At 44.6% G+C, this 13,237-nt stretch carries 9 protein-coding genes and 4 tRNA genes; 10 read left to right on the top strand and 3 right to left on the bottom strand.

Translation table 11 applies throughout. The features are described 5' to 3' along the window. Window positions 1–294 precede the first annotated feature (294 nt). From IP485_RS07965 to IP485_RS07945, 5 genes are all read left to right on the top strand, one after another. Window positions 295–2,238 carry an AAA family ATPase gene (locus IP485_RS07965; RefSeq protein WP_198326782.1) on the top strand — a complete coding sequence of 648 codons (1,944 nt, stop codon included), beginning with the start codon at window positions 295–297 and terminating at the stop codon, window positions 2,236–2,238. A 101-nt stretch (window positions 2,239–2,339) separates the two neighbouring features. Continuing rightward, window positions 2,340–3,506, top strand: coding sequence for a type I glyceraldehyde-3-phosphate dehydrogenase (locus IP485_RS07960; RefSeq protein ID WP_227686476.1), 1,167 nt, complete (start codon window positions 2,340–2,342; stop codon window positions 3,504–3,506). A gap of 162 nt (window positions 3,507–3,668) precedes the next feature. Then, window positions 3,669–3,759, top strand: a tRNA-Ser gene (locus IP485_RS07955). A gap of 83 nt (window positions 3,760–3,842) precedes the next feature. Continuing rightward, window positions 3,843–3,933, top strand: a tRNA-Ser gene (locus tag IP485_RS07950). An 83-nt stretch (window positions 3,934–4,016) separates the two neighbouring features. Continuing rightward, window positions 4,017–4,107: transfer RNA gene (locus tag IP485_RS07945), tRNA-Ser, on the top strand. A gap of 91 nt (window positions 4,108–4,198) precedes the next feature. Here IP485_RS07945 and IP485_RS07940 read toward each other — a convergent pair. From IP485_RS07940 to IP485_RS07930, 3 genes are all read right to left on the bottom strand, one after another. Next, window positions 4,199–4,924, bottom strand: a complete 726-nt coding sequence (locus IP485_RS07940) for a hypothetical protein (RefSeq protein WP_198326781.1) — start codon at window positions 4,922–4,924, stop codon at window positions 4,199–4,201. Between the two features lie 295 nt (window positions 4,925–5,219). Further along, window positions 5,220–5,549: a CopG family transcriptional regulator gene (locus tag IP485_RS07935; protein WP_194364911.1), complete on the bottom strand. Its 330-nt coding sequence runs from the start codon at window positions 5,547–5,549 to the stop codon at window positions 5,220–5,222. A gap of 190 nt (window positions 5,550–5,739) precedes the next feature. Then, window positions 5,740–5,815, bottom strand: a tRNA-Asn gene (locus IP485_RS07930). Between the two features lie 549 nt (window positions 5,816–6,364). Here IP485_RS07930 and IP485_RS07925 point away from each other — a divergent pair. From IP485_RS07925 to betT, 5 genes are all read left to right on the top strand, one after another. Continuing rightward, window positions 6,365–6,709 (top strand): DMT family transporter, encoded by a 345-nt coding sequence (locus IP485_RS07925; protein ID WP_198326780.1) that lies wholly within the window; start codon window positions 6,365–6,367, stop codon window positions 6,707–6,709. A 31-nt stretch (window positions 6,710–6,740) separates the two neighbouring features. Further along, entirely contained in the window at window positions 6,741–7,313 is a 573-nt protein-coding gene (locus IP485_RS07920) for a TetR/AcrR family transcriptional regulator (RefSeq protein WP_198326962.1), read from the top strand. Between the two features lie 131 nt (window positions 7,314–7,444). Continuing rightward, window positions 7,445–8,947: a betaine-aldehyde dehydrogenase gene (gene betB / locus IP485_RS07915; protein ID WP_198326779.1), complete on the top strand. Its 1,503-nt coding sequence runs from the start codon at window positions 7,445–7,447 to the stop codon at window positions 8,945–8,947. A gap of 119 nt (window positions 8,948–9,066) precedes the next feature. Then, entirely contained in the window at window positions 9,067–10,764 is a 1,698-nt protein-coding gene (betA, locus tag IP485_RS07910) for a choline dehydrogenase (protein ID WP_198326778.1), read from the top strand. A 367-nt stretch (window positions 10,765–11,131) separates the two neighbouring features. Further along, entirely contained in the window at window positions 11,132–13,177 is a 2,046-nt protein-coding gene (betT, locus tag IP485_RS07905; protein ID WP_198326777.1) for a choline BCCT transporter BetT, read from the top strand. The last annotated feature ends 60 nt before the right edge of the window (window positions 13,178–13,237 follow it).

The following is a 13,237-nucleotide window of genomic DNA, read 5'->3' as shown; positions in this document are numbered from 1 at the left end:
TGTTGTGTATGATGACTATCTAAAATAAGGCTATATAGATGTAGCCCCTTAAAATAGTCGGCCTTCCTGACCAAGTAATCATCCTATCGTACTGAGCTTTGGTGCAGAACGATAATGACTTTTTATAATGATATACTTTGTATCACATAACTTTAAGTTATATGATCTGTAACGGTTAAAATGGTCCGCAAAGCGAATGCAGCTGTTATAATTGTCACCCTCTATTTTGGCTTGCCTCGACTATCGACTCTGTCATCGCAGCTTTCTTTTTATACTATTGGTTGGTTTGGATTTATGCGTCAATCTTCTGCTCTTGATATCTTAAAAACAGGTCAAAACGTCTTTTTGACAGGCTCCGCAGGGTCAGGCAAGACTTATACTCTCAATCAGTACATCGATTATCTGCGCGCACGCCATGTACCAGTTGCTGTGACAGCCAGTACAGGTATCGCCGCCACCCATATGAGTGGCACCACCATTCATAGTTGGTCGGGTATCGGTATCAAAGATGAGTTGACAGATCGTGATTTGACCACGTTGTCGCGCAAGCAGTTTTTGGCCGATAGATTAAAAGATACCGCAGTACTCGTCATTGATGAGATATCGATGCTACATGCCAAGCAGGTTAATTTGGTCAGCCAAGTGCTCAAACATGTGCGCAAAAATGACAAAGCATTTGGCGGCATACAAGTAGTGGTCGCAGGAGACTTTTTTCAGTTGCCGCCCATTGGTAGTAAGGGTGAGAGTAACCGTGAAAAATTTGCCTTTATGTCTGAGGCATGGCTCGATGCCAAATTTCACATCTGCTATTTATCGGAACAGCATCGTCAGGTGAGTGACACGGCCAATGGCGGGCTAGACTTGGACGATATTCTCAATCAAATCCGCCGTCAGGAAGTGACCTTTGAGTCGATTGCCGCGTTAGAAGCCACCTATGATCAAAGCGTCGATATCAAACGCACACGCCTTTATACCCACAATCTCAACGTTAATAAAATCAACGACAAAGAGCTGGCGGCGCTAGACGGTGAGATGATGCGATTTGAGGCCACCTCGGTCGGTGACAGTAAACTGGTTGAGACACTCAAAAAAACCGTACGAACCCAAGATGAGCTGATTCTCAAAGTGGGTGCTAAGGTCATGTTTATCAAAAATAACACCGAGCTTGGCGTCTCTAACGGTACGATGGGTGAGCTGATTGGTTTTGCAGCGGTTAAGATTGATGATAGCAAAGACAGTAGCGATGAATTAATAGAAGACGATAGCAGTGTCAATGATGGTGCTGATGATAAAGGCGCTGAGGCTAAAGACAGCACTAAAGCTAAAAAAAGTACTGCTAAAAAAGAAAAACCAAAAGCCAAGAAGCCTACCACGCAGAAAATGCCTGTCGTTAGACTGAACTCAGGACGCGAAGTCATCGCTGAGCCAGAAGAATGGATTATCGAAGATGAGACCGGTGACGTGCTAGCAAGTTACGAGCAAGTGCCGCTTTGTCTGGCATGGGCGATTACCATTCATAAGTCACAAGGCATGACGCTTGATGCGGCGGAAATTGATTTGTCGCGTACTTTTGAGCTCGGGCAGGGCTATGTGGCACTCTCACGACTCAAGTCATTGGCAGGGTTGCAGTTGCTTGGCATGAATGACATGAGTCTACAGCTCGATCCACTGGCACGCGGCGCTGATAAGCGGTTTTTGGTACTGTCCGAAGAGGCCGATGCCAATTATGCCATGCTCGATGAAGAGAGTATGACGCAGGCACACGAAAAGTTTGTCCTAAAGTCAGGCGGTACACTGAGTCAGTCTGTCATTGACGCTTATGCTAGCTTACAAAAGAAGCGCCGCGAACAGCAGCAAGCTAAAATCGATAAAAAACAAAAGCTCGGCAATCAGGTCTCTGACAAATCAGACAGCACCTTGCTCGCGACCAGAGTGTTGTTAGAAGAGAGTTTGAGTATTGCAGAGATTTCACAAGAACGTCAGCTGTCACAAGCGACCATCATGCGTCACATTGCTGATCTAAAGGCACAAGATCCGAGTCTTGCCTGTGATCACTTGCGTCCAGAGGATGAAGTGATGACAGCCGTTGGTAATGCTTATGTCGCCATTAAGGTTGCCAATAATCCAAACGACTTTAATGATGATGGTAGTATCAAACTGCGTCCGATATTTGATTATCTTAAACAAAGTATCGACTACAACACCATTCGCTTAGCACTGATTTTTATCACGCCATAACGTCTATTAAGATTTGATAGGCAGCAGCCATCAAAGCAAAGCACGTTCAAGGTGACAGCGCGCCGATCCTACCGCCCTTTATAAAATAGCGATAACTTGTTATGCCTGATTTTTCTAGCGCCACTTATCAATTGACCTCTGACCCGATAGCAGCGAGCTATCGTACCACTGGTGAGCACGCGCAACCACTGAGAGTCGCTATCAATGGCTTTGGTCGTATTGGGCGCAATGTACTGCGCGCTTTGCTAGAGCGCTTTGAAGTATTGGGCCGCGCCATTCATGTGGTCGCCATTAATGACTTAGCACCAGCTGACATACTGCTGCACTTGTTAAAGTTTGACAGTACGCATGGTCGTCTTAGTCGGTTGGGCGTGAATGCTGAGATCGTAGAGAGCGGCGCCGAAGATACCAGCAAGACTCAGCTGTGTCTGACCAAAAACAATCTGACGTATTGTATCAATATGCTGTCAGAGCCTGATCCAAACAACCTACCGTGGCAGTCGCTGGGTGTCGATGTGGTACTAGAGTGTACTGGTCACTTTCGCTCATATGAGCAAGCGACCTTACATATAGATGCTGGCGCGCAGCAAGTGATTATTGGCGCCGCACCATTTGATGACGTTGATGCTTGTATCGTGATGGGTGTGAATACGGCTGCGCTCACGCGTGAGCTGCCGATTATTTCTAGCGTCTCTTGTACCACGCAGGCATTGGTGCCACTGATTGACACACTTGATAAAGCGTTTGGTGTGGCATCGGCCATGATGACAGAGATTCATGCGGTTACCGCTGACCAAACGGTACTGGATCAAGCGCACCGTGATCCAAGACGGGCACGAGCGTCTGGCTATAACATCATCCCAACCACCTCCAGCAGTATCGCGGCGACAGAGCGAGTGCTACCTGCCATGGTAGGCAGGATAAACGGCCATTCGATACGCGTACCTACTATCGATGTAGCAGCTATTGATGTGACCTTTGTTTTTGATACGCCCGATGTGTCTGTCGAGGCAGTTCGCGAGGTACTCAAATCTGCCAGTCAGGCACATTTGCGTGACATCATGGCTTATACCGATGAGCCACTGGTATCCAGTGATTTTATTCATCAGACCGAGTCTTTAATCATTGATGGTCAGCAGCTCATGCAAGTGGGTAGCCAGTACAAGGTTTTTGCATGGTATGACAACGAATGGGGTTATGCCAATAGATTGCTAGATATGTGCCTGCATCTGGCATCTCATAGAAAGCCTATAGTCCATCCTCTATAAAAGCGTGATAGCGTCAACCTCGATTGAAGTATCACATAGACATCTGTACTAAGCTGCCTTGATTCTCTTTTAAGCTGAATCAGCTATAGCATCAAAATAATTTAAATTCGTTCCATTAATTGCTTGCATTATCATGTTATATCGCTATAATAGTCCACCAATGGAGACGTGGCAGAGTGGTTGAATGCACCGGTCTTGAAAACCGACAAGGGTTTGTAGCCCTTCGAGAGTTCGAATCTCTCCGTCTCCTCCAAATTCGAAAGCCGCAATCATTATTAATGATTGCGGCTTTTTTTGTTGCATTTTTATTTTATATCGCTATAATAGTCCACCAATGGAGACGTGGCAGAGTGGTTGAATGCACCGGTCTTGAAAACCGACAAGGGTTTGTAGCCCTTCGAGAGTTCGAATCTCTCCGTCTCCTCCAAATTCGAAAGCCGCAATCATTATTAATGATTGCGGCTTTTTTTGTTGCATTTTTATTTTATATCGCTATAATAGTCCACCAATGGAGACGTGGCAGAGTGGTTGAATGCACCGGTCTTGAAAACCGACAAGGGTTTGTAGCCCTTCGAGAGTTCGAATCTCTCCGTCTCCTCCAAATTCGAAAAATCCCCAATCTTAATTGATTGGGGATTTTTTTATAGCCTGCTTAAATTAAGATATCCATCATGCAATAGTGATAGGGCTGATTATTTCACCATCGATTGATCAAACACAATTTCCTGCCCATCAGCTAAGACAAGCGTACCTTTACTAATCTCGATAGTCATGTCTTTGGTGTTTCTAATCGCCCGCATAACATTGATATCTTCGATGCTACTCTCGATGATGATTTTTCCAGATTGCTCGGGCTCGACCAATGGCTCAAATTGCGTCAACGGAATATTGAAGTTTTTGCCTTGTGCAAGTTTGGCGTCTTGCATGGTCAGCGTACCTTTAAAGCTCTGTATCGCAACGTTACCGTGATTGGATAGCATGAACTGCATTTTGACCTGATTGAGACTGTCGCTATCACTGGTTTTGACAGGCAACAGAGCAACGGGATAAGTCTGTGCGGTCGCCGCCGCCTGACTGGTGACTATAGGGCTTTTTTTGCCTGTTGGGTTGTTTGGATGCAAACGTTCATATTCACGCTGCTGTATGAGCGCCTGTTCAATGGTAGTACGCGGCATTGCTCCTGATTCATAGGCCTCACTGAGCTTCATTCGGAGCATATATCGACTGAGCAATTGCTGATCTGATTTGGACAGTTGCTCAAAAGTTGGTTTCAGCTGTTCTTGCCATTGATCGGAATCAGTCGGTATGGTTTGTTTATTTGGATCCGCTTGCGGTGAGGAGCAGCCAGATGCAGCGGTTAGCATCGCTATCATGATCGCTGACCACAGCGCTTTGTTTAAATATTGATGTACACCCATTATCGTAACCGTCCTTGTAAATCCGTATTATGATCAACCCTCGCAAATAGTCGCGACTACTTACTTAATATACCGTGTTTAAAGATAGGTTGTGTTTAATTATGGCTAATTACGGTAGCGAACGTACTATCGTGCCAAAAAGCATCAGTGCTTTGAAATATACGAGGGCAATGAACAAAGGGAGAGGTTTTAAAGCGTATCGATGATGTTTTGATCTTTATAACCGCCATAAAAAGAGACCAAGTTTGCATAAGCAAACTGGGTCTCTTGTTGAGCATAATATGTTGTCATGCTACTAATCGTTGTCTTGTAACTCAGATAACGGATGAGTGATATTATTATTGTGTGTCACTACAATAGCTTCATCAATAATGTGCTGGCTGACACCGCGTTTGCGTAGCGTCTCGATAAAGACTTCATCATGTGCGAGCGTATAATCCTGATGATCGCGATCCAAACCCTGACGAATATACAGACGAATCAGACCCTGAATGCGTTTAAAACCTAAGTCTGATGACGTCGTCCCTAGTAGCGAAATCATTTCTTCAGACAGACGGATGCTGATCGGGCGCATGATCTTTTGCGGATGATCAGAAAATCTATTTTTTATACGTACAGGTATCATAATAAACCATTACTTTTAGTGAGTAGGAGCAAAGCACTCAGACACAAACGAACCTAGTCATGACTATCCTTACCATACAACAAAAATGCTCAAAAGAACACCGCAGCTATATTAATATTATTGACAGTAAATATAAAAGAGACAACAATAAAAAAACCTCCATCAGAGAGTGATGAAGGTTTTTAGTATATGGCTCTCCAACCTGGGCTCGAACCAGGGACACACGGATTAACAGTCCGTTGCTCTACCAACTGAGCTATTGGAGAATAGATGGTCATAACAGCAAGTTATTTACGCTTTATACAAGAGCAATTACTTGGCTTGTTTGCGTTATGTGGGGCACATTTTAGCCAAGTCATCATAGGCTGTCAACCTTATTATGCGATTAATCATAAATATTATCGCAATAACTTAAAAATAAGCGTTTAACCCATATTAGGTAAGCTATTTGGACATAAATAACGGCGAACCATAGACGCTACTATATATAAATGGCTCAACGCATTTGCAAACGACGTCATTTATTAGAGAAAACCAGAGAGTTAACTTAATGACCAATCTTTCTCTAAGAATAATCTAACCACATAGAATGTCTATTTTGTGCACAGACGTCATGTCTACACAGTCTGAAACAATAAACTGGGCCACAGCACTTCACATTGCTGAATTATTTCTGTAAAATACCGACCATACGGTATCTTTTATGTATTTGATACTTGGTTGTGCTTGATCAAGTATTTGGTAAAAACTGATACTCAACCAAGACTGACACTGAGTCTAAAAAGCATGCTGAATCTAAGACAGGTGTTTTAAATATGAGTCCTACCGCCATTGCCTATAGTTATCTCGCAATCGCTATCATTTGCGAGGTCATAGGGACGACTTTTTTGGTAAAGTCTGAGCAGTTTACGCGACCAGTACCGACCTTAATTATGGGTGGGCTATATGTTATCTCATTTTATTTATTGGCCCAAACGCTAAAGACCATACCGCTTGGGATTGCCTATGCGCTGTGGGGCGGGTTAGGAATTGTGCTGACATCACTGGTAGGCTTAGTGTTTTTTAAGCAAAGCCTCGATACGGCAGCTGTGGTAGGTATCGCTATGATTGTCGGCGGCGTCATGGTAATGAACTTACTTTCTAATTCTGTGGTGCACTGATAGAGAGATAAAAATGGATGTTGAGACAAAAATGAAACCAGAAAACGCCTATAAACGTAAAAAGCAGCCGGAGTTTGTCCGTCGCTCACTCCTCGATCAGGCAGCACGCATCACGTTAGAGCAGGGCTTATCTAAGGTGACTTTTCAATCCGTTGCCGATGCTGTGGGCGTGACCAAGGGCGGTGTCATGCATCATTTCGCGACCAAAAATGCATTGGTTTTAGAGGTGTTTCATGATGCGATGGCCAAGTTTGAGTCAGAAGTCCATCACGCGATGGCGAAAGATCCTGTCAGTTACGGCTCGTTCACCCGTGCTTATATCGATGCCACCATCAGCCTAGGCGAAAAAGGGCAGGCAGAGTTTGACAATCAAGCGACACTATATGTCCTGATGCTAGGTGATCGTGAGCTGCGAGAGCTATGGGCTAAGTGGGCAAATGAGCAATTACAAAAGCACGAAGCGACTGACAATACCGAAACGCTATGTATGGTGCGTTTGGTTGCCGATGGCATTTGGCTCTCAGATTTTTCGGGCATTAATATATCGGACAAAAAATCCTTACGTGAGCGGTTAGTGAAAATGACGCACCGTGAGAACGAATAGAGCTTAATGATTTACTAAATAAACAAACACTTCACAACAGACACCAGTTAAATTTTTAAAACTTAAACAATGACGACGTTCTTTGGTATTAATTTTTACAAAGCTTTTGCCAATCGTCTCAAGGGGTATTTATGACCAGTTCAAACGACATCAAAAGCATCATCGATTTAGAGCAAATTCAGACGGCTTATATCAACGGCCGCTATTTGGCAGTTGATGACTCATTATCTACTTTTGAAGACATCAACCCAGCGACGGGTGAAGTGCTAGCAACTATTCAGCAAACCAGTAATGAGCAGATAGATGAGGCAGTAAAAGCGGCAGATAAAGGCCAAAAAATCTGGGCGGCAATGACAGCGGTTGAGCGCGGTCGAATCCTATCAAAAGCAGTCGAGATACTACGCGAGCGTAATGATGTGCTAGCAATACTTGAGACCAAAGACACTGGCAAAGCGTACTCTGAGACAAAATACGTCGATATCGTCACGGGTGCTGATGTCATTGAGTATTATGCGGGGCTTGCACCAATGATTGAGGGTCGTCAGATTCCATTGCGTGATACCAGCTTTGTTTATACTCGTAAAGAGCCGCTGGGTGTGGTTGCTGGTATCGGCGCATGGAACTATCCGATTCAAATCGCGATGTGGAAAGCAGCACCAGCACTAGCTGCTGGTAACGCGATGATATTTAAACCATCAGAAGTGACACCATTGACTGCATTAAAACTGGCAGAAATTTTGACAGAAGCAGGTTTGCCAGATGGCGTATTCAACGTCGTCCAAGGTAATTATAAAGTAGGTGAAGCATTAACTCAGCATCCTGATATCGCCAAAGTCTCGTTTACCGGTGGCGTACCGACAGGTAAAAAAGTCATGTCGAGTGCAGCATCATCGTCTCTTAAAGACGTGACATTAGAGCTTGGTGGCAAGTCGCCATTAATCATATTTGATGATGCAGACATCGACATGGCTGCTGACATCGCGATGATGGCAAACTTCTATAGCAGTGGTCAGGTATGTACCAATGGTACGCGTGTATTTGTTCCTAAAGCCATGCAAGCTAAGTTTGAGCAAGCGATTTCAACGCGTGCCAATCGTATTAAGTTGGGTGATCCAATGGATGAAAACATCAACATGGGCCCACTAGTCAGCTTCCCGCATATGGAAAGAGTGCTTGGCTATATCGAGCAAGGTAAAGCCAGTGGCGCACGCCTATTAACAGGCGGTGACCGTGTGACAACAGGCGAATTGGCAAATGGAGCATTCGTCGCACCGACGGTATTCACTGACTGTACTGATGAGATGACCATCGTACGTGAAGAAATATTTGGCCCAGTGATGTCTATATTGACTTATGAGACCGAAGAAGAAGTTATTCGCCGTGCCAATGATACCGAATATGGATTGGCAGCTGGGGTCGTGACTGCTGACTTGACCCGAGCACATCGAGTCATCGCTCAAATTGAAGCAGGTATCTGCTGGTTAAATACATGGGGCGAGTCAGCCGCTCAAATGCCAGTCGGCGGTTATAAGCACTCAGGTGTTGGCCGAGAAAACGGTATTGAAGCCCTTGAGCATTATACGCAGACCAAATCTATCCAAGTAGAGTTGGGTAAGTTTGAATCAGTCTTTTAATCACTTTTATTGAGAAAAGCCAATCCAGTAAGGTTTATTCATTAGGTCTTATCTTTCCTTTTTAATTGGCCTTACTGATATTAGATGATTTATGTTTTTTCAATATTATGGAGCGTTTTATGACATCAACCACACCTGAGTATGACTACATCATCGTTGGCGCAGGATCAGCAGGCAATGTGCTGGCAACGCGTTTGACCGAAGACGCCAGTATTAAAGTGCTGCTACTAGAAGCAGGTCGTCCAGACCATCGTTTGGATTTCCGCACCCAAATGCCAGCTGCGCTTGCTATGCCGTTGCAAGGAACAACCTATAACTGGGGCTACAAGACCGATCCTGAGCCGTATATGAATAACCGCGTCATGGACTGCGGTCGCGGCAAAGGACTTGGCGGCTCGTCACTGATTAATGGCATGTGTTACATCCGTGGTAACGCGCTGGATTTTGATGACTGGTCTCAGCTAAAAGGCTTGTCAGATTGGACGTATTCTGACTGCCTGCCGTATTTTAAAAAATTAGAAAACTGTGACGCGGGCGAAAACGACTATCATGGTGTGGGTGGCCCTGTTGAGATGACCACTTCAAAACCAGGGGTCAATCCACTGTTTCAAGCGATGATTGAAGCAGGCGTGCAAGCGGGCTATCCAAGTACCGACGATTTAAACGGTTATCAGCAAGAAGGCTTTGGGCCAATGGATCGTTTCGTGACGCCTAATGGTCGCCGCGCTTCAACGGCTCGTGGTTATCTTGACCGTGCTAAGCCGCGCAGCAATATCACGATTTTGACAGGTGCATTGACCGATGTAATCTTGTTCGATGGTAAGCGTGCTATCGGTGTCAAAGTCGAGCATCAAGGTCAAACTAAGAATTTTCATGCCTCTCGTGAAGTGATTGTCTCATCAGGTGCGATTGCTTCGCCACAACTGTTGCAGCGCTCTGGTATTGGCCCTGGTCAATGGCTGAAGGATGCGGGCGTGACAGAAATACTAGATTTGCCGGGTGTCGGTAACAATCTGCAAGATCATTTAGAGCTGTATATGCAGTATGAGTGTAAGCTACCAGTGTCGATTGCGCCTGCCAATAAATGGTGGAACAAGCCAGCTATCGGTGCTGAGTGGTTATTCAATGGCACAGGTCTTGGCGCGTCAAATCAGTTCGAAGGGGGCGGTTTTATCCGTACCGATGAAAAATTCACGCATCCTAATATTCAGTACCATTTCTTGCCACTAGCCGTACGCTACGATGGTCGCAGTGCGGTGAAGTCTCATAGCTTCCAAGCACACGTGGGCTCATTACGCTCACCAAGTCGTGGCCGCGTCAAGCTGACCTCGAAAGACCCAAGTGCTCATCCGAGCATCTTGTTTAACTATATGTCTCATGACCAAGATTGGCAGGAGTTCCGTGCTGCTATGCGTATCACTCGTGAGATTATGTATCAGCCAGCGCTTGACCCTTATCGTGGCCGTGCGATTGCGCCGACCGATGATCTAGTGACCGATGCGCAGTTGGACGAATATGTCCGTAATCACAGCGAGACGGCTTATCATCCATCTTGTACTTGTGCGATGGGCGAAGACAATGATTCAGTCGTCAATGGCGAAGGTTTGGTACATGGTGTTGATGGCTTGCGAGTCGTTGATGCCTCTATCATGCCCAACATCATCAGTGGCAATCTCAACGCGACCACTATTATGTTGGCAGAGAAAATCGTTGATAAGATGCGCGGCGTACAGCTACCGCGCTCTACGGTAGACTATTATGTTGCCAATGGTGCACCATTGAGAGCTGAACCGATGCGCGCTTATGGCTCTGTTTAAATTCAATGCTAATAAACAACTGTCTACACAGCGATATAAAACAGCTATATGACATAGCGTTTATTAAGAGTGTTAATAAATGATGTTGATAAGAAGGCCTTTTTATAAAGGTCTTTTTTATCCCCGCTCATGTTTTAGAAAATGAATACCATTAAGATTGATTTTTTAATGACTTACCTTGTTGCTTAAGTGCCAATTATTGAAGTAGCAATTACTGAAATGGTCATTGCTTGAGTAGCAAATCTTTATTTATTGGTACTGCTTTGTGCGTCATGTGGTTATATATACTTTGGGTGACTATCAGTCATAAAGTTATGACGGACAAAGCAATATCAGACCCTGTTTAATTTACCTATTGAGGTCTTTTATGTACAGCTCGCCATCAAAGGATGCGACAAAACCCCTGACTCTAAATAAGACGGTTTTTTTAGGCTCAGCTATTATTTCTATTTTATTGATAATTTGGACGATTGCGTTTCCAACTTATAGTGAGACATTGTTAAGCTCAAGCATGACTTGGGTATCAGATAAGTTTGGCTGGTACTACATGCTGGTGGTTGCCGCTTATAGTATCTTTGCTTTGTTTGTCGGTTTTTCTAAGTATGGTGATATCAAGCTTGGGCAAGATCACGAAAAAGCACAGTTTCCTTTCCTAGCATGGGCGGCGATGCTGTTTTCCGCCGGTATCGGTATTGATTTACTGTTCTTTGGTGCGTCTGAGCCTTTGATGCATTATTTGACACCGCATACTGGTTTAGAGCCTGCCAGTGCGGAGGCTATGCGTGAGGCACTTGCGCAGACTTTTTTACATTGGGGGCTACATGGCTGGGGTATCTATGCCCTAATCGGTATGGCATTGGCGTACTTCGCGTATCGTAAAAACATGCCATTGGCGCTACGCTCGCCGTTGACGCCTATCTTTGGTGAACGCTTAATCAAAGGCTGGCTTGGTGATGGTATTGATACCTTTGGTGTTGTTTGTACACTCATGGGTATCGCTACCAGTTTGGGTATTGGGGTATTACAGGCCAATGCTGGCTTGACCCATGTGTTCGGTATCGAATCTAGCAAAATGGTTCAGGCGCTCATCATCGTAGGTGTTGTCGCTGCCGCCGCTATTTCTGCGATGACAGGTGTTGAAAAAGGCGTACGTCGTCTGTCCGAATTCAACATGCTGTCGTCAATACTGTTGTTGCTTGCCATATTGGTGATGGGTAATACGGTATATCTATTAAATACCTTTACTCAAAATATCGGTCAATATTTCCAAACCATCATTTATAAAACTTTTGACGTTTATGCTTATGACGGTGCTGCTGGTGCCGAGTGGAAATCTTGGTGGACGATATTTTTCTGGGCATGGTGGGTTGCTTGGGCACCATTTGTCGGTCTGTTTATCGCACGTATCAGCCGTGGCCGTACGTTACGCGAGTTTGTATTTGGCGTGATGTTCATTCCGCTTGGGTTTATTTTTGCATGGTTCTCTATCTTTGGTAATTCAGCGATAGATTTGGTTGCCAATGGCGCAACAGAGCTTGGCGAAATCGCGGTCAATGATGCTGCAATGGGCATGTTTGCCTTGTTTGAATACTTTCCTTATAGTGAAGTATTGTCATTTGCAGGGGTTATCATTGGTTTGATATTCTTTGTGACTTCTGCTGACTCAGGCGCGTTAGTATTAGCGAACTTGAGCTCACGTGGCATGACCAATGACACCGATGCGCCTATTTGGTTGCGTTTGTTTTGGGCAGCAGCCACTGGTCTTATTACCTTAGGATTATTGTTTGCCGGTGGTTTTGCCTCATTGCAATCAGTATCCGTCATTGCAGGTTTGCCATTCTCTATCATTCTTGTGCTCTATATGGTGGCGATGTGGAGATCATTAAAAGAAGAAGGCAATAAACGTAAGGCCAGTACGATTGGTACGGCTAACGTGCTAGATAGTGGTAAGAGCTGGAAAGCACGCTTGCAACGTATTGTCAGTTTCCCTAAACATGCACAAGTAGAGCAGTTTTTACAAAATGTGGTTAGACCTGCCATGACGGAAGTTGAAAAAGAGTTTGCGGCAGGCGGTCTAAAAACGTCTTTGGATATCCGTAACCCTGCACATATCGGACAAGATATAGATGAAGGCATGGATGAGAGTAGCGGTCAAATAGATGGTCTCAAATTGCGAGTTGGACATGGCGATGAAGACGACTTTATTTATGAAGTTAACTTGATTAAAGCAGAACGTCCTAACTTTACATTGAGCACCTCAACTAAGAATGCAGAGTACTATTATCGTGCAGAAGTGTTCTTAAGCGAAGGCTCGCAAGAGTATGACTTGGTTGGCTATTCCAAAGAGCAAGTATTGGTCGATATCTTAAATCAGTACGAGCGTCATTTACAGTATCTACATTTAGAGCGTTAATTCACTCATTAATATGCTCTAAATAGTTCAGTAAAACATTGTAAGAAACAACCCCATAAG

Origin of the sequence: Psychrobacter sp. NG27 (genome assembly GCF_016106655.1) — a bacterium.
Taxonomy (GTDB): domain Bacteria; phylum Pseudomonadota; class Gammaproteobacteria; order Pseudomonadales; family Moraxellaceae; genus Psychrobacter.
The sequence above is the reverse complement of the archived record's forward strand: the minus strand, read 5'-3'. Positions and strand labels throughout refer to the sequence as shown.